Below are 20,131 nucleotides of genomic sequence, written 5' to 3' on the forward strand. Positions count from 1 at the left end.
GCTTCCGCTATACAGTGCTGTCAAGGTCCGCTTCGGGTCGAAACCAGTCCTTCGATTTGCGCATCGTATCAACGATGACACGTTGATCTAAGCCGCTGCGCCACATCTACAGGTTCGGTACCGGATCAATCGCCGCTGATCGTGGCCGCTGATTATTTGTGATTCTGACGAGTCTTGAGGGCTTAAGAAATTTTCAAAAGGATGGCGGCAAGCGTGCGGGCACTGTGTCCATGCTATGTTGGTATCCCGTACTCCTTCAGACTGAAAGCACCATGATCTTCAACCTTAAATTCTTAGAGCACGACGTTTCCATCGACCAAGATACCTGGACCGCGCTGGCCACGACAGGAAGCGATGTGTCGCTTGAAAATGTTCGGGCCACCGTTCTCGGTGTATTGGAGCGCAACGGGATATTCACGGTAGAAGACAGCAACGACCAGGTCGTCCGGCGCATCGAGACGCCAGCAGAGTTCGAGGGTTATATGCAAGAGATCGAGATGCAGCGGACACAGTTCCAGCAAGAGCAGGCGTAAACTCGAAGGACATGTAAAGGCGCCTGCCCACGACGCTTTGCCCTGATTCGCCAGGGGCCGTGCTTTTGCAGGAAGCTGAATTGACAGCGCATCGGGCAATCGGCAGCCGATGCTCGTCATTTGCTGCTCCAGAAAATTGTCTGCAAGGGCAGGCGTCCGGCCGAAGCCCGCCCGGGTCTGCCTGTGCCGATGTCCGGGGCCGGACACCGTGCGCGCCAGCACGGGCGGTAGAATTGGCCCGGACAGCCTCTTCCCAACCCTTCAAGCGAGTCACGATGCCATTTCCCTGCACCTTCCGCCGCACATTCCGTCACACCGTCCTCGCCGCCAGCCTGCTCGCTGGCCTGTCCCATGTCGGCGCGCAGGCCGCGTCGCTTCCGGCGCCGTTCGAAACCCAACTGGCCGCCGACTTTCCCAAGCTCGAAGCCTTCTACCGTGACCTGCACGCCAATCCGGAACTCGGTTTCGCGGAGCACAAGACCGCAGCCAAGCTGGCCGAACGGGCCAAGGCGCTCGGCTTCGAGGTGACCACCGGCGTTGGCGGTACCGGCGTCGTGGCGATCCTCAAGAATGGTCCGGGGCCGACCGTGATGCTGCGCACCGAGATGGATGCACTGCCGGTGCTGGAAAAGACCGGCCTGCCGTTTGCCAGCAAGATTACGACGAAAAACGCCGCCGGCGACACCGTGCCGGTCGCCCACGCCTGTGGCCACGACCTGCACATGGCTGCCTGGTATGGCACCGCAAAGCTGATGTCGGAGAACCGCGAGGCCTGGAGCGGCACCTTGATGCTGATCGGCCAGCCGTCCGAAGAAGCATTGACGGGCGCTGCCGCCATGCTCAAGGACGGCTTGTTCACGCGTTTCCCGAAACCGGATTATGCGTTGTCGATGCATGATGACGCGTCGATGGCATCTGGCACGGTCATGTGGCATGCCGGGCCATTTCGCGCCTCGGCCGACACCGTCACCATCACGATGTTCGGGCAGGGCGGGCATGGCGCCGTACCGCACGAGACGCGCGACCCGGTGGTGATGGCGGCGCGGCTGGTGATGGCGCTGCAGACGCTGATCTCGCGCGAAAACAATCCGCTCGACCCGGTGGTGATCACAGTCGGCAGCATCCAGGGCGGCACCCAGGCCAATATCGTGCCGGATCAGGTCAAGCTGGCGCTGACGGTGCGCACCTTCCGGCCAGAAGTGCGCCAGCGCGTACTGGCCAGCATCGCGCGTGAAGCCAAGGGCGAGGCGCTCGCCGCAGGCGCGCCGAAGGAGCCGCTGGTGGAAGTCAAGACGGGCACCGACTCGGTGGTCAACGATCCGCAACTGGTGGCACGCGCCGTCAAGGCGGTCGAGCAGGCCGTCGGCCCTGATTTTGTGAAAGAAATGCCGGCCAAGATGACGTCCGAGGATTTCGCCATGTACGGCCAGCAGCCCGGCGTCAAGGCGCTGTTGCTGCACGTGGGCGCGGTCGATGCCGGCCGCCTCGAGGCAGCGAAGAAGGCTGGCCAGCCATTGCCCGGCACCCATTCGCCGCAATGGGCGCCTGATCTGAAGCCGACGCTGACCAACACCATCAAGGCCGAAACGGCGATCCTGCTCGACCTGATGGCGCCGCAGCGTTAGGCGCACCGGTACAAGGCCCGCTGCAGGTCCGGTTGCCGACACTGTCGCCGGGCCTTGTGTAAGTGCACGATTGCTTTTCGGTCATAAAGCGGGCTGACGGTACAATCGGACGTCCGTTCCTGAAAGGCCCGCCATGCATGTTCTTGTCTTCGCTGCTGCGTCCTCCCTCGTCTTTGCCGCAGTGACGCTCGCCCAGGCCCAGGCCCAGGCCCAGCCTGCAGGCAAGGTCGTGCAAGTCAGAATCGGTACGGTCTCTCCGCTGTCCGGCCCCAGCGCCCATGCGGGCAAGGACATCGAAAACGGTGCCCGCATGGCGATCGATGAACTCAACACGAAGGGTATCGTGCTGGGCGGCAGCAAGGTGCAATGGGTCTTGCAACCCGAGGACGACGCCGCCGATCCAAGGACCGGCACGACGGTCGCGCAAAAGCTGGTCGATGCGAAAGTGGCTGCCGTCGTGGGTCACCTGAATTCGGGTACGACAGTGCCGGCCTCTAAAATATACGCCAACGCCGGCATTCCGCAGATTTCGCCGGCAGCCACGACGCCCGTCTACACCAACCAGGGTTTCAAGACGGCGTTTCGCGTCGTCGCCAACGACAACCTGATCGGCCGCACGCTGGCCACGTATACGATCGGCACGCTGAAAGCCAAAAAGATTGCCGTGATCGACGACCGCACCGCCTTCGGCCAGGGGCTCGCCGACGAATTCGTCAAGGGCGTCAAGAAGGCAGGGGCGGGTGCGAGTGTTGTCAGCCGCCAGTTCACCAACGACAAGGCAACCGATTTCAACGCCATCCTGACCCAGATCCGCGCACGCGATCCGGACGTGATTTTTTATGGCGGCATGGACGCGGTGGCCGGCCCGATGCTCAGACAGATGAAGGCGCTCGGGCTGCGTGCCAAGCTCATCTCGGGGGACGGCGTCTGCTCGGAAAAAATGCCGCAGCTGGCCGGCGATGCGCTGGTCGATGACAAGGTGTACTGCGTCGTGGCGGGTGGTGTTGGCGCTGCGCAGGAAGCGGGCCTGAATGCATTCACAAAACGTTACCAGCAGCGCTACAAGATTCCGCTGCAGACGTATGCTCCCTATGCCTATGATGGGGTGATGGTGTTTGCGAAAGCGATGCAGACCGCAAACTCGAGCGATCCAGCAAGATTCCTGCCCGCGTTGGCCGCCGTCAGGCACGAGGGCGTTACTGGCAGCATCGCCTTCGATCAGAAAGGCGATTTGCGCGACGCGGCGATGACGATCTATACCTTCCGCAAAGGACAGAAAGCCAAGTTGGCCGTGCTGCGCTGACGTGCCGAGCTCAACCAGAACTAGGCCGTTCCGGAGTTGCCACAAGGGTGGATCTGTCAGGATTCTTTACAGTTAGTATTTTTGAAAATGTAAATACGATAGGAATCAAGCGCCTGGAATAACGGTACGGTAATTGCTTTGTGGCGTGTGCTCGATCAAGTTTCTCTTTGACACAACGCAAGCTTTTTACAGGACCTGCCATGCTTATCTCTTGCCCTTCTACTCTGGTACGCCATGTAACCAATGCCGCCATGCTCGCGATCGGCCTTTTCGGCGCGACGCTGGCGCAAGCCGGCACGCTCACGTTCACCGACACGACGGTGGGTGGCCCAACATGGAACCGTCCGCTTACTACCACCACGCTCAGTGCGGTAGGTACGAACGTCTCCTACGACGTCAACCGCATCCGGGTCGACCAGACCGGCAACTACACATTCTTCAGTCAAAGCCTGGTGCCAGCCGGCTGGGACAACTATCTCGTGCTGTACGCCAATGGATTCAGTGCGGCTTCACCCTTGGCGAACCTGATCGTGCTGAATGACGATTTCACCACCGGCAGCTTCGGCCAGGCTGGATTCACGATTGCCTTGTCCGCCGGGATCGATTACTTTCTGGTCGAAACCGGATTCGGCAATGCCGACGCCGGCAGTTACAGCACGGTCATCACGGGCCTGAACGGCGGGACGGCAGCACTTGCCAACGTGACCGATGTGCCGGAACCGGCCACGATGCTTCTCCTTGGTCTTGGCATGGCCGGGCTCATGGCCGCCCGTCGCCGCACCTAGCGTTCTTGTCGGCTGACCTGGCGCCGATGGTACGATGCTGCTTTCGTTCAGAAGTCCAGAGGAAGCAATGACCATATTCGCCATGTCCGTCTTCGATGCAACCGTGATCTACGACGGCAAGGAACTCTTCAAGGGCCAGGGCGCCGCCAGCGGGTGGGCCGAAAAGCTTGCGAAGGAAATCGAGAGCCGCGTCACCGTCGAAAAGATCGGCACCGGCTGGGCTCTGGTCGGCCGGGTCGACGGCGTCGATTGCCGTTGGGGCATCATGGGGCAGCGCCTCAAACGGCTGGACTGACCAGAATGCGCAGTTCGAACAACGGTCTCGTCTACTCCACGGAAACGGGCCGCATGTGCCCGACCTGCCGCCAGCCTGTGGCGCAGTGCACGTGCAAGACGCTCGCCAATGCCGCACCGGTTGGCGATGGCAATGTGCGCGTGTCGCTGCAGAGCAAGGGGCGGGGTGGCAAGAGCGTCACGCTCGTCAAGGGCGTGGCGCTCGACCCGATGGCGCTGGCCGTGCTTGGCAAACAATTGCGCACCGCCTGCGGCGCGGGTGGCACGGTCAAGGACGGTGTGATCGAAGTGCAGGGCGACCATTGCGACACGGTTCTGCAGGCGTTGGCCAAACTCGGGCAGCGGGCAAAGCGCTCCGGCGGTTGACGCCGGCCCGGCTGCATCAATCATTGCGTGCGGCGCGCGTTGCCAGCGCCACGACGGCAACGCCTGCCGCGACGATCAGCGCATCTTCGATCAGGCCGCTGCGAGTCTGGCCGATCCTGGCGATCGCCTGCTTGCGGGCAGCCAGCGTGGCATAGGCCAGCGGTACCGCAGTTGCGACCGCGACCGCAGCGCCTGCCTTTTCACGACCTTCAGGCGCCAGCGCCGCGCCGGCAATACCGGCGCTCGCAATGCGCGCCAGCAGGCCCAGGAACACGGTGCGGTCCGGCGCCGACTTCATCTTGTCACCGTACAGTTCACCGGCGCCCATGGCCAGTGCGCCGTACTTGAACAGCGGGCGATCCAGCAGGACGAGGTTGCCCGACGTGTGACGCCCGGCCAGGCGTGCGGCGGCAAGGGTGGCCATCGGTGTCATCGAGCGGGCGCTGGCGACGGCGCCAATCAGGGCGGAAGAGAGCAGGCTGGTAGATTTCATGTTTAGTCCTAAGCAAATGATGTTGTGCAATACGCTGTTGAACCGAATACAGGATTGATTCAGTTGCCTTATTTTTAACACAAAATCGAAATCCGGCCTGTTCTGTAAGGACGTTAGATCACGCGGCGCGGGGCCGCCGTGGCCGGGTTTCCGCTGTTGGGCGTGCCAGTGCGCTCGATCAGCATGATGTGCGCTTCGAGGGGTGCGCGGGGCCGGTGCCGCACGCCTTGCGGCACGACATACAGCTGGCCGGGTCCCAGCGTCACGGTCTTGCCGTCGTCGAGGTCGATCTCCAGACTGCCAGCGAGCACCAGGAAAAAATCGTCTGAATCGTCGTGCACATGCCAGTGGTATTCGCCACGCAGCTTGGCGACCATGACGTCGTGGCCGTTGAACAGGCTGACCGTGCGCGGTTGCCAGGCTTCGCTGAAAGTGGCCAGTTTGCCGGCCAGGTCGATTGCTGCGTTCATGCGTTCTCCGTGAATGAAAACGTCATCGTGCGCCTGCGGGTGGCCAGCGGTCTTGTACAATTGTTGCATGCATACCGCACCCGCCCGGCCAGTCAACGACGCCACCTTTTCGGCGCTGGCCGGCGGCGTCACGCTGATGCAGGCAAACTTCACCGATCACGCGTTCGAGCGCCACAGCCACGATGGTTTCGCGATCGGCATGACCACCGCCGGGGTGCAGCGCTTTCGCTGCAAGGGCGCGCAGTACGACAGCCAGGTGGGCGACTTCGTCCTGTTCAATCCGGATGAAGACCATGATGGCAGCGCCGGCACGGCCGACGGGTTCCGCTATGCGATCTGGTATGTGCCGGACGCGTTCGTCGCGAGCTGCGTCGCGCCCGAGGGCGAGCGCGCCGACGGCCGGTATTTCACCCGGCCATGCGTGACCGACCACCGGATGGCTGCGGCATTTGCGCGGCTCTCCGGCAACCTGCTGGCAACCCCGGCCGAGTCGCTGCGGGCGGAAACGATGCTGCGTGCGTTTCTGGCATCAATGCTGGCGCGCCATGGCGATCGCCCCGGCGTGCCCGCTCCCCGTGCCGGCGCATTCGCCGCCGAGGCGCGCATGGCGCAGGTCAGGGACTATATCCGCACGTACTTTCAGCGCGACATGACGGTGGCCGACCTGGCCGTCGTGGCCGGCATGTCGCGCACGCACCTCACGCGCGCGTTCAGCGCGGCGTACCACACGCCGCCGCACGTGTACCTCAATTCGGTGCGCGTCGCGCATGCCTGCACGCTGATCCGGGGCGGGATGCCGCTCGCGGCGGTGGCGCTGGCATGCGGCTTTGCCGACCAGAGTCACCTGACGCGGCGCTTCAAGGGCTGTGTCGGCGTGACCCCGTCAGGCTGGCGTGACAGATTGCGCCGCTAGCGCGCCCGCCGCGTCAGCCGCCGGCCGGATGGTCAGCGTCTGCGCGAAGTGCGCGATCAAGGCTGTTACCTTGGGCGCATGCTGGCGGCTGCGCTGCCACACCAGATACAGCGGCAGGCCGGCCGTGGCCAGCGCTGGCAGGATTTTCACGAGGCTGCCGTCGCGCAGCTGCTGCTCGACGAGCCAGGTTGCCAATTGCGCGATTCCCAACCCCATTTCCACTGCCGTGACCTGCGCCTCGGCCTGCCCCAGCACGATGCGGCCGTTCACGTGCTGGCGCGCCAGCGGCAGCGCGCCGTCCTTGATCAGCCATGGACTCGTGCTGCCGTCCGCGCGGCCGTACAGCACGGCGTCGTGCTGTAGTAATGCGTCCAGCGTGGCCGGTGCGCCGTGCCGCGCCACATAGGCAGGCGACGCGCAGAAGACGAGTTCTTCGTCACCCAGATGCTGGTAGCACAGCGCCGCCGGCCAGGTGTCCGAGCCGCCGATGCGCACGACCACGTCCAGCCCATCCTCGACCGGATCGACGAAGCGGTCGGTGAACGATGCGTGCGGCTGTACCTGCGGATACAACTCGGCAAACGCCAGCAGCGACCGCACCGCGTGCATCCGGCCGAACGTGGCCGGCATGTCCACGCGCAAGCGGCCAGACGGCGCGATATGGTCGTGCGCCAGCAGGCGCTCGGCCGCTTCGAGCTCGTCCAGCACACGCACGCAGACCTTGTAGAACACGTTGCCGGCATCGGTCATCTCGAGCTTGCGCGTCGTGCGGTCGAACAGCGGGCGTTTCAATCGCCCTTCGAGCCGTGCGATGGCCTTGCCAACCGCCGAGTTGGTCAGGTTGAGTCGCTCGGCGGCTGCCGTAAAACTGCCAGCGTCGGCCACGGCAACGAAGGTTTCGAGCCCTTTCAGGCGTTCTGCGGGTGTCATTGGCTAGATCCTGGAAATTTATTCCACCTAATGCAGGAATTCTTATCCAACACGGGAATTTTTATCTTTTATATCATGACAGTCAACTATTTACTGGAGTTTCACGCAATGCCCAATCCATCTACTACGACTGTCGATACGATGACGGACAAGCCGCAGGCCACAGGCGGCGCGCTGTCCATCGCGATTCTTGCCATCGCCGCGTTCGTCATCGTGACCACCGAATTTTTGATTGTCGGCCTGTTGCCGGCACTGGCGCGCGACCTGTCCATCACGGTGGCCACGGCCGGCCAGCTGGTGACGCTGTTTGCCGTGGTCGTCATGGTGTGCGGCCCATTCCTGACGGCGTGGCTGGCCAACGTCGACCGCAAGAAACTGTTCGTCGCGGTGCTGGTGCTGTTTGCAGCGACCAATGCGCTGGCGGCTGTTGCGCAGAATATCTGGGTGCTGGCGCTGGCGCGCTTATTGCCGGCGCTGGCGTTGCCGGTGTTCTGGGGCACCGCGAGCGACACCGCGGCGCAGATCGCCGGGCCGGAAAAAGCCGGTCGCGCCGTCTCGACCGTCTATCTCGGCATTTCAGCCGCGATGCTGTTTGGTATCCCGCTCGGGACGCTGGCGGCCGATGCGATCGGCTGGCGCGGCGCCTTCGCGCTGCTCGCTGCACTGTCGCTCTTGATCGCCGTGCTGATGTTCTTCAGCATGCCGACGGTGCGCGCGTCGCAGCCGGTCGCCATGCGTGAACAGGCCAAGATCCTGAAAAGCCCGTTCTTCATGGCCAACGTGGCCCTGTCGATCCTGGTGTTTACTGCCATGTTCACCGGCTACACCTACCTGGCCGAGATGCTGGAGAAATCGGCCGGCGTGGCACCGGCGCAGGTCGGCTGGTGGTTGATGGGCTTTGGTGCAGTCGGACTGATCGGTAACTGGCTGGGCGGCCTGTGGGTCGACCAGAAACCGCTGGCTACCACCGCCATCTTCAGCGTCGTGCTGGGCCTTGGTATGGCGGCGTCGATGCTGTTCGCCGGCCTGAGCATCGGGTTTGCCGTCGCATTGGGCGTCTGGGGCATCGCCAATACCGCGCTGTATCCGATCTGCCAGATCCGCGTGATGAAGGCCGCGACCGGCGCCCAGGCGCTGGCCGGCACGATCAATGTATCGGCAGCCAACGGCGGCATCGCGCTGGGCGCCGTGATCGGTGGCGTTGCAGTGGCCAACTGGGGCGCGGGCAATGTCGGTTACGTGGCCGCCGGTATTGCCGTGCTGGCTGCGCTGGCCGCTGGCCTGGTGGCACGTATGAGCCCGGCAGTAGTCCCGGCAATGAGCCCGGCAATGAGCCCGGCAGCCAAGGCGTCATGACCATGACACTCGCACCGATTGGCCCGTTACCGGCCGAACTGGCAAGTCACGCCGGCTACCAGCGGATCTTCAAGCCGGGCAAGCTCACCTTCGGCTTCATCATGCCGCTCGAAGGCTATCCGGATGCGCCGTTTCCGACGCTGGCCAATCACCAGGCGCTGGCGCGCATGGCCGACGAGGCCGGTTTCTCGACCCTGTGGCTGCGCGACGTGCCGTTTTACGATCCGAACTTCGGCGACACCGGCCAGGTGCTCGATCCGATGGTGTACATGGGCTTTCTGGCAGCGCACACGAGCCGGATCGCGCTGGGCACCGCCGGCATCGTGGCGACGCTGCGCGAGCCATTGATCGTGGCCAAGCAGGCCGTGTCCGTCGACCAGTTGCTGGGTGGGCGCCTGGTGCTGGGCTTGTCGACGGGCGACCGGCCCGTCGAGTACCCGGCGTTTGGCCTGGACTTCGATAACCGCGGCGAGCGTTTTCGTGAAGCGTTCGGCCTGATCAAGGGCGTCACCGAACAGGACTTTCCGCGCATGCGCACGGCCCACTACGGCAACCTGGATGGCAGCATCGACTTGGTGCCCAAGCCGGCGGCGTCGCGCCTGCCGATGATCGTGGTCGGCCGCGCGCGCCAGGACATGGCGTGGATCGCCCGTCACAGCGATGGATGGATCTGGCACCTGAGCGACTTCGCCCGCCTGCCGCAACTGATCGAGGCATGGCGTGCCAGCCATGAGCCGGGGCAGTGGGTGCGCCCGTACGGCTACGGCACGATGTTCGATCTGACGGAAGACCCGAACGAACCCCTGCGCTTCGTGCGCAATGGCATTCGTAGCGGCCGCCATGCGCTGATCGAGCTGTTTTACCATCAGCAGGAACAAGGCGTGAGCCACGTGGCGCTCAATATGAAACCGCTGCGCCGGCCGGCGCAGGATGCGCTGGCCGAACTGGCGGAGCATGTGCTGCCGCTGTTTAACGCCGACTGATTTTCTACCATTGTCTTTTAACGCACGATCACGAAAAAGGAATGTCATGACGATTGATTTCGACCGTAGCGACAACCTGCAGCGCCCACCGATGGGCCAAACCCGCGATCCGATTTCGCATCCACTGATCGTCACGGCAACCTTTGTCAGCCGCGTCGACAGCACGCCGCGCAGCGAGCGTCCGCAAGACGCGGGCTCGGCCAAAAGCAAGCACGGCAACGAGGTGCACCTGCCGAACTGGCGTCCAAGCGCGCTGGCGCTGGAAGGCAATCAAAACCTGGCGTTCGAGCACTGGGACGAATACTGGCGCAAGGTGCATGGCCCGAAATTCGCATGGGATGAGCCGGGCAGTTCGTCCGAACGTGTGCTGCGCTACGACCAGGTGCACCGTATTGCGTCGGGCCCGTCGTCGTTCTTTCCGCCACCGTACCGCGCCATGATCGGCAACGACGGCAAGCTGCCGGCCGAGCCCGAGAAGTGCGTGCCGCCGTACGGGCGCCCGCGCTGGGACGGCCTGGCCTACATCACGTATGCCGAGCAGGACGATATCGAGCGCGTGTTGAGCCAGGAAAAATTTGCCGAGCGGATCATCGCCGACGAGCAGGTGGCGTTTCGCATGGTCACGCGTGAGATCACGCGCGAATACATCCTGATCCCGAGCGCGCGCCACCGCGATCCGATCAGCCTGGTCAAGATCCACATGCGCAACTTGGACCTGTCACGCGAAGAGTTCCAGCGGCGCCTGCTGGACGAGCATGCGCCGCTGGTCATGGCGCAGGGTGCGACGACCGAACTGGTGCGGCGCTACGCGGTGCTGCTCAATATCGGCTCGACCCAGAAGGACCCGGAAGGCAGCAAGATCGATGCGGTCTCGATCCTGTCGTTCGCGTCACTGAACGATGTCGAGGATTACCTGGTCAGCAACGACCATGAGGCGATGGCGCAATCCGAAGCGGCGCTTACCGGCGAAGGGTCGGAGTGGTGGACGGCAATTAACTACAGCGTCATGAATCGCCTGATGCCGGAAGTGGCCACCAAGCGCTGACCGCCTACGGTAAAATCACGCCAACGCCGGTCGCGCCGACCGGCGGTAACGTGATACGGGGATTTGCCATGGCCAAGAAGGAAGAAGAACTCGACGAAGAAACGCTGGCGTTCGTTAACTGGTGTATCGAGGTCGAGGGGTTTTTAGTCGCGGGCGGCGCTACCGTACGGCAGGCGCAAGACCATATCGAGGAAGAAATCGAATGGTTCACCGACCAGTTCTACGATTCGCTCACGCCTGAAGAGGCGGCCAAGGAAGCACTGGCGTAACGACAGTACTGTCAATGAAAACAGGCCTGCACCGCGTGACCGCGGCGCAGGCCTGTTTGCTTGTGCCCGTTGCTCGTTGCTAATGATGCTAATGATGCTAATTATGCGCGGGCGCCCGCGCTGCGGCGACGCAGTGCGGCGGCGCCCGCGAGGCCGGCGCCGAACAGCAGGACGCTGGCCGGTTCCGGCACGTCAACCGGTCCACCCGGGTCCGCGAGTACGACGCCTTGACCCGACAGCGCAGTCAAGCCGGCAATGTCATCGCCAACCGAATCGAGGAAGATCACGTCAGCGAACGACAGCGCGGACGTGCCCGCACCGATCGCTTCAAAGGTGATGCTGGCCAGCAGGCCGCTGCCCGAGGCGCCCGGGATCGGGCCCAGCAGGCTGCCGTAGACGAAGTCGATGAAGCCCGTTTCCATGCCGAGCACGCCGCTGATCGTATTGCCCGCCGTGCCCAGGAAAGCGCCTTCGGTCACGTTCAGTGCGCGCAGGTAGCGCGCATCGTAGTTGATCGAAAACTGGTACGAATACAGGTCGGCGATATCGTCGATCGCGATGTTATAGGTGACGGTCGAGCCGACCTGCGCGGCCGGGCCGGTGGAGAACGACAGGATGGGCGCGGCCCAGGCCTGGGTGCTGGCGCCCAGCAGGACGGCGGCGATGAAGTGCTTCCAGTTGCTCATGGTGTGATCCTAAAGTTGAGTAGGTAATCAATGGTTCTGGCGGACCGGTTACGCTGCTCCGGCCCGCCGCTTGAATCAGTTGCAGACCGTGCCGGCTGGCACGCGCTGCGTGACGACGTTCAGGTCGCGGATATTGACGATGCCATCGCTGTTGACGTCGGCGCGCACGTCAAAACCAGCCTGACCGGTGCGCTTGTTCAGCGATGCACGCACCACCGCCACGTCGGCGCAATCGACCACGCCGTCGCCGGTCACGTCACCCACGACAGGCACGTTCGCCAGCGTGAAGTTGGCATCCGAGACGTCGAAGAACACGTTGCCCACGGCCTCGATCTTGATGCGGCCCTGCGTCGTCGCCAGTGCCGGGAACGTGACGCTCGCGCTACCCGTGTTTGGCACACTTGCTGCCAGCAGGTGTGGCCAGGTTACGCCGCCGTCGGTCGACAGCGTGATCTTCACGTTCGCGGTGCTCACTGGCGCCACGTTGGTGTTGGCCACGCTCCAGGTCACGGTCTGCAGGCCGGCGTTGATCGTGGCCGCCGTGTTGGGCGACGTGACCAGGAACGGACCGGCGGCTGGCGCCAGCACCAGCGTCGTGGTGGCGCTGTTGACGCCGCCACGGCCGTCACGCGCCGTCAGCTTGAAGTTGAGCGACGCCGGTGCGGCGTTGGCCGAGAAGCCCACGTAGGCCGCGGTTGGCAGGAACTCCGAGAAACAGTCGATCTCGGTTGCCGTTGGCGTGGCGCTCGCGGTCGGGCAGGCGCCGGTGACGGCATTGGTGTTGTTGGCCAGGATCTGCGCCATGTCCGGGAACACGCGGGTCGGATCGGTGGTCACCTGATTCTGGCCTGGCGAGCCGTACTCGAGCGTACCGGCCTCGGTCACGACGGCGCGCGTGCTGAACTGGCGGAATAGCGGGCCGTTGAGCTTGACGTTATTGATCAGCGAGGTACCGGTGCTGCCGCCCCGGTCGTTCTGCTCCCACATATACGTCACGGTGTCCTCGTCGCCATCGACGGCGCTGCCGGTGAGCGCAAATGGCGTGCGCACCGGGATCGTGAAGCTCGGGGTTGCGGTGACGCTCGGCGCCGAATTGGTCGTGCCCGCCACGCTGCCACCGCGATTGGTCAGGCCGCCGCGGGCGACTTCACCGATGAAGCCGGATCCACCACCGGTGACGCCGGTCAGCACCAGTGAAGGCACGTTGATGCCGGCGAGCGTGCCGCCGAAGGTAACGGTGAAGCCCGTATCGGTCAGCGCGCTGACCGCGACGGTGCCGCCGCTTGGCCAGCCGGCGATGCTTTCGATGGCTGCCTTGACGCCAACGGTGGTGAAGTTAGCGCCGCGCACGATCGCTGCCGACAGATTGCCGTTAAAGCTCAGCTGGAACTGCTGGCCATTGGCGATGAAGCCGGTCAGGGCGCCCACCTGCACTTCGCTGATGGCGCTATCGGCGCCCGACGTATAGGCCACGATTTCGTCGAAGCTGCGCTGCGACCAGTACGGATCGCTGTGCGGCTGCAGGTTGTCGTTGCCGCAGATGCCGGCGTAAGCCATGATCGACGAGCCACTGCCTGGTTCGACCGAGGTGGTGGCGCTACGGTTTCCGCCACTGCAACTGCCCACCGTGCCATTGAACGTGTGGTTGCCCGAGAACTGGTGACCGAGTTCGTGCGCGACGTAGTCGACGGCGAAGAAGTCGCCGGTCGGGGTCGGGATGCCGGTGCAACCCTGCGCTTTGCCGTTGCCGCCCACGACACCCAGGCTGGCGATGCCGCCGCCGTTCAGGCCGAAGGCGATGTGGCCGACGTCGAAGTTGCTCGCCCCCGCCAGCAGGCCGGTGACGATCCGGTTGCGGCTCAGGGTGCCGCTCGTGCAGCCGGCTGCCTGGGCCGGCGTGTAGCAGGCCGTGCCGCCGCACGGGCCATTGGCGCCGGTCATCTGCGCGGCGGTATTCAGGTTGAGTGCATCGGTGGCGTCGATCAGCACCAGGCTGATCGAGGTTTCGTCTTCATAGACCTGGGTCACGCGGTTGATCAGCGTGACTTTGGCAGCTGTGACGTTGGCGGCGCCGAAGTACGTGGCGTAGCTCGGGTCGGTCACCAGCGCCAGCCGGTAGGTGCGCAGCGCGCTGCCGACGACGGCATTGGCTGCCATGCCTGGGTCGACCACGCGGTAGGGCGCGCTGGTGCTGTTGCGCCCGTCGGTGGCGGTGATGTCGAATGCGCCCTGGCGCGCTGCGGCGGCCGGCAGCGTCACGGTGATCGCGCCGTTCTTGTCGGCAGTGGCCGTGACGGTCTGCAGCGCCACGCCATCGCCATCGGCCGCGATGTTCAGGCTGACGCTTGCGCCCGGGGCAAAGCCCGCGCCGGTCACGACCACGCTGTCACCTTCCTGGTAGAACGAGCGCGACAGGCTCAGCTGCGGCTCGATGGCGCCTTCGATCAGCGGACCACGCGGGTTGATCAGGTCAGCGCGCGTGTAGCTGGCGTAGACGCTGGTGTCATTGCGGTAGTACGGATCGACATACCAGCCGCCGTCCGGCGAGCGCACCGACGCGTGCAGGCCAAGCTGGGTAATGTCCATGCGCAGCGTGGCGCGCGGATCGTCGACGCCCTTGCCGCGATAGGTCTTGATGTCGGGATGCTTGGCGGCCAGGCCCGGCTCCATGACCGGGGATTCTTCGAGCGTGAAACGCTGGTAGCCACCGTCCGGATGCGGCAGCGAGATGGTCAGGCTGCTCGCCGACAGGTCGCCGCTGCGCGCCATCGGCGCTTCGCGGGCAACGCCCCGGATACCGGCCAGGTCAAGGCTTGCGGCGCGTACCCGGCGCAGTTGCAGGGCTGGTGTTTTGGCGCTGGAAGTGCGCGCCGTCGTTGATGCCGCCGGCACCGTGACGTCTTGCCAGAAAGCAGCCGCGCGCTGGTTCTGCACCTGGACCGGGCCAACTTGCGCCGCCAGCACGGATGGGGTGCCAACGACCAGGGCCAGCGCGACGCAGAGCGCGAGCGAACCTTTTTTCAGGGGGGCGGTGTGGGGCTGGCTTTGCTTGCCGTGGTACGGCGAGCTCGAAGGCTTCGTTCTCATGCGTAGTCCTTTCGCGACTGGTGGGCGTGTGTCGTTGTGGTGAGCGGTGATGCGTCTTCCGGGAGCTTCCTCGTGGTGCCAGCGATGCGTTGCACATCGAATTTCACGATGCAAATAATGCAATGCGAGCGAATTGATATTATTGCTGCAATGATATTCAAAGCAAGTAAATACTTTCTTGTTGTAATCTTGTTGAATTAATTGGTTCGGCGAATTATGGTGCTGGCTTATCGCGTTTTATCATGCTAAATATGCACGCATATTCCCTCTGCATACTTGTTGATAAATAAAGTTTGAAACGAAAAAATGCCCCGCAAACTACACGGGGCATGCATCGATACTGCAGTGGTCGAATTACTTGTCCGTCAGCGTGAATTCGCCATACGGCGCCAGTTGCGCATCAAGCTTCGATGGATCGCCGACGACCACGATCGATTGCTTCTCGGGCGCAAAATATTGCTGCGCCACCTTGCGCACCTGCTGTGGCGTGACCTTCCGGATCAGCGGCACATAGTCGCCCAGGAATTCGGGCGGCAAGCCCACCAGCCAGTTGGCGGCCAGCGTATTGGCCACCGACCGCTGCAACTGGTTATTGAGCAGGTAGCCGCCCGCGACATAGCGCTTGTTCATGTCCATCTCGGCCGTCGTGACCAGCTCGCTGCCCAGGCGCTTGTACTCCTTGAAGTATTCGGCCAGCGATGCGCCCGTCACTTCATTGCGCACGTCGGCGCCGCCGACCATCATGCCGCCCGCACGGCTCATGCGCGCGCCCGCCGAGGCGCCGTAGGTGTAGCCCTTTTCTTCGCGCAGATTGGTATTGATCCGGCTCGAGAAGCCGCCACCGATGATGGTGCTGGCCAGGCGCAGCGGGATCTGGTCGGCGGCGCTGGCGGCGATGCCCGGGCTGCCCACGCGCAGCGTCGACTGCACGCTGCCGTCACGCTTGAGCAGGATGCGCGCCGGCTTCACGGTCGTGGCGACGGCGGGCGTGTCCGGCAATGCAGCGCCGCTGGCCTTCCAGTCGCCAAATGCGGCTTGCGCCAGCGTCATCGCTTGTGCTTCGGTGATGCGGCCGGTGATGACCAGCAATGCGCGGTCCGGCCGGAAGCGTTTCGCGTGTTCGGTGCGCAGCAGCGCGGCGTTCACGGCATTGATCGACTCTGCAGTGGGATCGGTGCGGCTGTACGGGTGATCGAGGTAAACCGCTTTCTTGATCGCGCGCTCGGCACGAAAACCCGGCTGCGTTTCGGCCACGCGCAGCGCCTGCAGCGCATTGGCTTTGGCCAGCGTCACTTCGTTCTCGGGGAACGACGGCTGGCGCGCGATCTCGGCCATCAGGTCCAGCATGCCGCCCGCCTGCGAGGCAACGGCGTTGGCCGACAGGATGATGCCGTCGGCGGCCGGGCTGGCGGCCACTTCGCCGCCCATGCCTTGCGCGGCTTCGGCGATCGCGCGCGAATCGCGCTTGGCCGTGCCTTCGTTGAGCATCCCGGCGAGCATCGCGGCAAAGCCGCCCTGGGTCGGGGCATCGGCAGCAAAGCCGGCGCCGCGCAGCGCCAGCACGAAGTCCACGCGTGGCAAGCCCTGGCGCGGCACGACCCAGACGCTCAAGCCGTTGGCCAGCGTCTGCTTGCCGATCTTCGGTGCGGGAATCGATTTTTCCTGGCCATACGCAGGCATGCCGTTCGGGGCCTTGGTTTGTGCATGCAACGTCGGCGCGAACGCCAGCGAGACGGCAAGCGCGAGCATCAGTTTGTTCATGATGCGCTCCTTATTTGGTGACGCCGGCAGGCGCAGTGGTGGTGAGGGCCGCAGCGGTCTTGGCGGCGTCGATCATGGCGGCCGGCTTGCGGTCGATGACGGTGCGGTTGGTCGGCACGAGATAGGTCTTGACGACGCGCTGGATGTCGCTCGAGGTCACGCCATCGATCCAGCCCGGAATCCTGTTGACGACATTGGCGTCGCCCCACAGCACCTGCAGCTTGGCCATCGTGTCGGCGCGGTTGACGAAGCTTTCCAGCTTGTTGTTCCAGTCGGCCAGCATGCGGGTCTTGACGCGCCCCAGCGTGGCATCGTCGACGCCGTCTTTTGCGACCTTGGCGATCTCTTCATCCATGGCCTTGAGGACGGCGTCCGCGCTGCTGTCGGGCTTGTACAGCGCATGCACGGTCATCAGGGTCGGGCCGTTGTATTCCCAGGGGCTGGTCAGGCCAAACAGGATGTCGACATTCAGCGCGATCTCGCGGCCCTTGACCAGGCCCTGGTAGAACAGCGACGCATCGCCACCGCCCAGCAACTCGGCCAGCACGGCGACGGGCGCCTGGTCGCGGCTGCCGCGCTCGGGCACTTTCCAGGCCGCCGCGATCGCCGGCACCTGGGCCAGTGCGTCGCTTTGTTGCAGACGCTTTTCGGCTGTGTTGAGTGGCTCGCTGAAATCCGTGCCTTTGGGCACCGTCCGCGCAGGAATGGCGCCGAAGTATTTCTGGGCCAGCGCGAAGCCCTGCTGCGGCGTGATGTCGCCGGCGATGGCCAGCACCGCGTTGTTCGGACCGTAGTAATCGCGGTGGAACGCGCGCACGTCGTCCAGGCTGGCGTTTTCCAGGTCTTCGAAGCTGCCGTAGCCGTCGTGGTTGTTTTCCCATTTCTGGAATGCGTGCTGGCTGATGTCGATCCACATGAAGCCGCCATACGGCTGGTTCTTCACGTTGACGCGGATTTCTTCCTTGACGACGTCCTGCTGGTTCTTCAGCGTGGCCGCGCTGAAGTCGAGCGTCTTCATGCGGTCAGCTTCCAGCCACAGGATCGGCTCGAGCGCCGAGCTGGGCACGGTCTCGATGTAGTTGGTGAAGTCGGGGCGGGTCGAACCATTGTTCCAGCCGCCGCCGCCCGTGATCGTCGTATCGAAGACGCCTTTTGGCGCGTTCGGCGTGCCCTGGAACATCAGGTGTTCGAACAGGTGCGCAAAGCCCGTGCGGTTCTTCGGCTCGAGGCGCATGCCGACGTGGTAGACGACCGAGACGCCGACGGTCGGCGAGGTGCGGTCTTCCGACACGATCACGGTCAGGCCGTTGTCGAGTTTTTTCATGGTGACCGGCAAGGTCCACCCGTCGGCCGGTGCGGCAAATGCCGACATCGACAGGGTGAACCCGGCCAGCAGGGCGGGGTAGTGGCGCATGCGCATGGGGACCTCGAAATGGATCGCAATGAAATGAGTGTGACCGGGGCGGGGTGCGCCACCGGCGAAACATCTTAGCGCAATGGCATGCTGTAAAAGAATGTTTTTGTTGTGCCAGCGCAGGATGGCGCCGGGTCATGCGTGCTGCATCGGCCCCCCATCGTTGTGCCGCAAACTGCCACCGCTGCGCAGTTCGGAGGCCGTTTTTTGCAGTTCATCGCACACCGGGCGGGAGCACTTGCGTTTCGGGCTATAGTTTCATCATGACAAGTCCCGGCATTGGCCCGGGCCGCAATATACTGGAGAATCTCGATGAATCACCTTTTGAAGCTGGGCGCCGTTGCCGCATTGTTGGGCGCTACGGCCGGCCTCGTGCGCGCCGCGCCGGACACGGCCAGCGAGTCGCGGCCCGTCGATGCGCACGTCGTGCGCGTGACGCTCGAAGGGGTCGGGGACCTGGTGATCCGCCAGGGCGCGACGGCCACGCTGGTGCTGACGGGCGACGCGCGCCTGCTGGCGCGCACGATCACCACGCAGCGCGGCGACACGCTCAATATCGAAACCGAAGGCCGCCGCGCGGGCTTCAACTTCGGCCGCTCGTCGGGCATCCAGGCCGAACTCGTGCTGCCGAACCTGCGCGCGGTCTCGTCCGAAAGTATCGGCGCTACCACGGTCAGCGGCTTTGCCGGCCAGTCACTGGACATCAATCTCGATGGCGCCGGGTCAATGTCGGTATCATCATCGAATTACCGTTTCATCACCGCCAACCTGGGCGGCGTGGGCAACCTCAAGATCCATGGGGTCGACAGCGAGGGCATCGACCTGAACCTGGGCGGCGCCGGCTTCGTGACCCTGACCGGCCGCAGCAAGCGCCTGAAGGCCGAGCTGGGCGGGCTGGGCGGGCTCGATGCGCAGGGCTGCAGCGTCGACTCGGTTGCGCTCGATCTGTCAGGGCTGGGCAATGCCACCGTCAACGTGCGCCAGAGTATCAACGTGTCGCTGTCGGGGATGGGGTCGGTGACGGTACTGGGCAAGCCGGTCAATCGCAAGGTGGCGCTCGACGGGCTGGGCAAGGTCAACTGGAAATGACGGGCGCGCGACCACCACGCCGGCCGGGGGCATCCCGGCGCCATTGGCAAGGACCTGGATTCTGTGTGCGAACCATGACGACACCATTCTTTGCAATCTTCCTGGCGCTGTGCCTGCAGTTCGGCCTGCACGGCAGCGCCCAGGCCGGTTTCCCCGAAGGCGCCAGTGCCTACAACGCCCGCAACTATGCGCTTGCTTTAAGGGAAGTCACGCCGCTGGCCAAGGCCGGGCATGCCGAAGCGCAGCATCTGCTGGGACTCATGTATTACATGGGTCGCGGCGTCGCGCGCGACTACAAGCAGGCCTTCGCCTGGCACCAGAAGGCCGCGCTTCAGGGCAAGGCCGATGCCCAGTACGTGGTCGGTGCAATGTTTTATACGGGCAATTCGGTGCCGCAAGACCAGAAGCACGCCGTGACCTGGTTCCGCAAGGCAGCCGAGCAGGGGCATGCCGAGGCACAGAATGCTCTCGGACTGATGTACCGCTACCACGTGGCCGGCGTGCCGCAGGATGTCGTGCTGGCCTACATGCTCTACAACCTGGCCGCGGCCGGCGGCAACCGCAATGCCGTCGACCAGCGCGCCGCTATCGCCAAACGCATGACGCAGGAGCAGATCGAAGAAGCGCAGGCGCTGTCGCGCACCTGGAAGCCGGGCACGCCGCTTCCGCTGACATCGAAGACGGGCGGTGATGCTTGATGCATCCGGCGGCGCTGGCTTGTTTGGCCGC

Annotated in this window: 20 protein-coding genes; 13 read left to right on the forward strand and 7 right to left on the reverse strand. The window is 64.1% G+C overall.

The genetic code is table 11. The features are described from left to right. Positions 1-272: 272 nt before the first annotated feature. From RCH14_RS06555 to RCH14_RS06580, 6 genes are all read left to right on the forward strand, one after another. A complete protein-coding gene (locus RCH14_RS06555; protein ID WP_343025342.1) occupies positions 273-533 on the forward strand; it encodes a hypothetical protein in 261 nt (86 codons plus the stop codon). A 275-nt stretch (positions 534-808) separates the two neighbouring features. Then, positions 809-2,158, forward strand: coding sequence for an amidohydrolase (locus RCH14_RS06560; RefSeq protein ID WP_343025343.1), 1,350 nt, complete (start codon positions 809-811; stop codon positions 2,156-2,158). A 133-nt stretch (positions 2,159-2,291) separates the two neighbouring features. Continuing rightward, positions 2,292-3,461, forward strand: coding sequence for a branched-chain amino acid ABC transporter substrate-binding protein (locus RCH14_RS06565; protein WP_343025344.1), 1,170 nt, complete (start codon positions 2,292-2,294; stop codon positions 3,459-3,461). 251 nt (positions 3,462-3,712) lie between these two features. Beyond that, positions 3,713-4,246 carry a PEP-CTERM sorting domain-containing protein gene (locus RCH14_RS06570; protein ID WP_343025345.1) on the forward strand — a complete coding sequence of 178 codons (534 nt, stop codon included), beginning with the start codon at positions 3,713-3,715 and terminating at the stop codon, positions 4,244-4,246. A gap of 67 nt (positions 4,247-4,313) precedes the next feature. After that, entirely contained in the window at positions 4,314-4,541 is a 228-nt protein-coding gene (locus RCH14_RS06575; RefSeq protein WP_343025346.1) for a hypothetical protein, read from the forward strand. Between the two features lie 5 nt (positions 4,542-4,546). After that, entirely contained in the window at positions 4,547-4,906 is a 360-nt protein-coding gene (locus tag RCH14_RS06580; RefSeq protein WP_343025347.1) for a translation initiation factor Sui1, read from the forward strand. A gap of 16 nt (positions 4,907-4,922) precedes the next feature. Here RCH14_RS06580 and RCH14_RS06585 read toward each other — a convergent pair whose 3' ends face one another. Next, positions 4,923-5,399 (reverse strand): hypothetical protein, encoded by a 477-nt coding sequence (locus RCH14_RS06585; RefSeq protein WP_343025348.1) that lies wholly within the window; start codon positions 5,397-5,399, stop codon positions 4,923-4,925. A 113-nt stretch (positions 5,400-5,512) separates the two neighbouring features. Beyond that, positions 5,513-5,869 carry a cupin domain-containing protein gene (locus RCH14_RS06590; RefSeq protein WP_343025349.1) on the reverse strand — a complete coding sequence of 119 codons (357 nt, stop codon included), beginning with the start codon at positions 5,867-5,869 and terminating at the stop codon, positions 5,513-5,515. 67 nt (positions 5,870-5,936) lie between these two features. On the opposite strand from RCH14_RS06590, the gene RCH14_RS06595 reads away from it, so the two are divergent. Beyond that, positions 5,937-6,782, forward strand: a complete 846-nt coding sequence (locus RCH14_RS06595; RefSeq protein WP_343025350.1) for an AraC family transcriptional regulator — start codon at positions 5,937-5,939, stop codon at positions 6,780-6,782. Here the strand turns inward: RCH14_RS06595 and RCH14_RS06600 are convergent. Then, entirely contained in the window at positions 6,753-7,712 is a 960-nt protein-coding gene (locus tag RCH14_RS06600; RefSeq protein WP_343025351.1) for a LysR family transcriptional regulator, read from the reverse strand. The genes RCH14_RS06595 and RCH14_RS06600 overlap by 30 nt on opposite strands. Before the next feature lie 141 nt (positions 7,713-7,853). On the opposite strand from RCH14_RS06600, the gene RCH14_RS06605 reads away from it, so the two are divergent. From RCH14_RS06605 to RCH14_RS06620, 4 genes are all read left to right on the forward strand, one after another. Continuing rightward, on the forward strand, positions 7,854-9,068 hold the full coding sequence (locus RCH14_RS06605; RefSeq protein WP_343025547.1) for an MFS transporter: 1,215 nt from the start codon (positions 7,854-7,856) through the stop codon (positions 9,066-9,068). Continuing rightward, positions 9,065-10,051 (forward strand): LLM class oxidoreductase, encoded by a 987-nt coding sequence (locus RCH14_RS06610; protein ID WP_343025352.1) that lies wholly within the window; start codon positions 9,065-9,067, stop codon positions 10,049-10,051. The genes RCH14_RS06605 and RCH14_RS06610 overlap by 4 nt, the downstream gene beginning before the upstream one ends. Positions 10,052-10,097: 46 nt before the next feature. After that, positions 10,098-11,096 (forward strand): hypothetical protein, encoded by a 999-nt coding sequence (locus RCH14_RS06615; RefSeq protein WP_343025353.1) that lies wholly within the window; start codon positions 10,098-10,100, stop codon positions 11,094-11,096. Between the two features lie 68 nt (positions 11,097-11,164). Then, a complete protein-coding gene (locus RCH14_RS06620; protein WP_183557631.1) occupies positions 11,165-11,365 on the forward strand; it encodes a hypothetical protein in 201 nt (66 codons plus the stop codon). Positions 11,366-11,466: 101 nt separating this feature from the next. Here the strand turns inward: RCH14_RS06620 and RCH14_RS06625 are convergent, their stop codons facing one another. The 4 genes from RCH14_RS06625 to RCH14_RS06640 form a co-directional block, all read right to left on the reverse strand. Continuing rightward, entirely contained in the window at positions 11,467-12,051 is a 585-nt protein-coding gene (locus RCH14_RS06625; protein WP_343025354.1) for a cohesin domain-containing protein, read from the reverse strand. 75 nt (positions 12,052-12,126) lie between these two features. Next, entirely contained in the window at positions 12,127-15,138 is a 3,012-nt protein-coding gene (locus tag RCH14_RS06630; RefSeq protein ID WP_343025355.1) for a M12 family metallo-peptidase, read from the reverse strand. Positions 15,139-15,492: 354 nt separating this feature from the next. Next, entirely contained in the window at positions 15,493-16,899 is a 1,407-nt protein-coding gene (locus RCH14_RS06635; RefSeq protein ID WP_343025356.1) for a pitrilysin family protein, read from the reverse strand. A 10-nt stretch (positions 16,900-16,909) separates the two neighbouring features. Next, the gene (locus RCH14_RS06640) at positions 16,910-18,319 is read right to left on the reverse strand and encodes a pitrilysin family protein (RefSeq protein ID WP_343025357.1); all 1,410 of its coding nucleotides are present in this window, start codon (positions 18,317-18,319) and stop codon (positions 16,910-16,912) included. Positions 18,320-18,625: 306 nt separating this feature from the next. Between RCH14_RS06640 and RCH14_RS06645 the strand changes: the two genes are divergently transcribed. Together RCH14_RS06645 and RCH14_RS06650 are read left to right on the forward strand one after the other, a co-directional pair. Further along, positions 18,626-19,402: a GIN domain-containing protein gene (locus RCH14_RS06645; protein ID WP_343025358.1), complete on the forward strand. Its 777-nt coding sequence runs from the start codon at positions 18,626-18,628 to the stop codon at positions 19,400-19,402. A gap of 74 nt (positions 19,403-19,476) precedes the next feature. Beyond that, positions 19,477-20,100, forward strand: coding sequence for a tetratricopeptide repeat protein (locus tag RCH14_RS06650; protein ID WP_343025359.1), 624 nt, complete (start codon positions 19,477-19,479; stop codon positions 20,098-20,100). The last annotated feature ends 31 nt before the right edge of the window (positions 20,101-20,131 follow it).

Source organism: Massilia sp. MP_M2 (assembly GCF_039123635.1).
GTDB lineage: Bacteria > Pseudomonadota > Gammaproteobacteria > Burkholderiales > Burkholderiaceae_D > Telluria.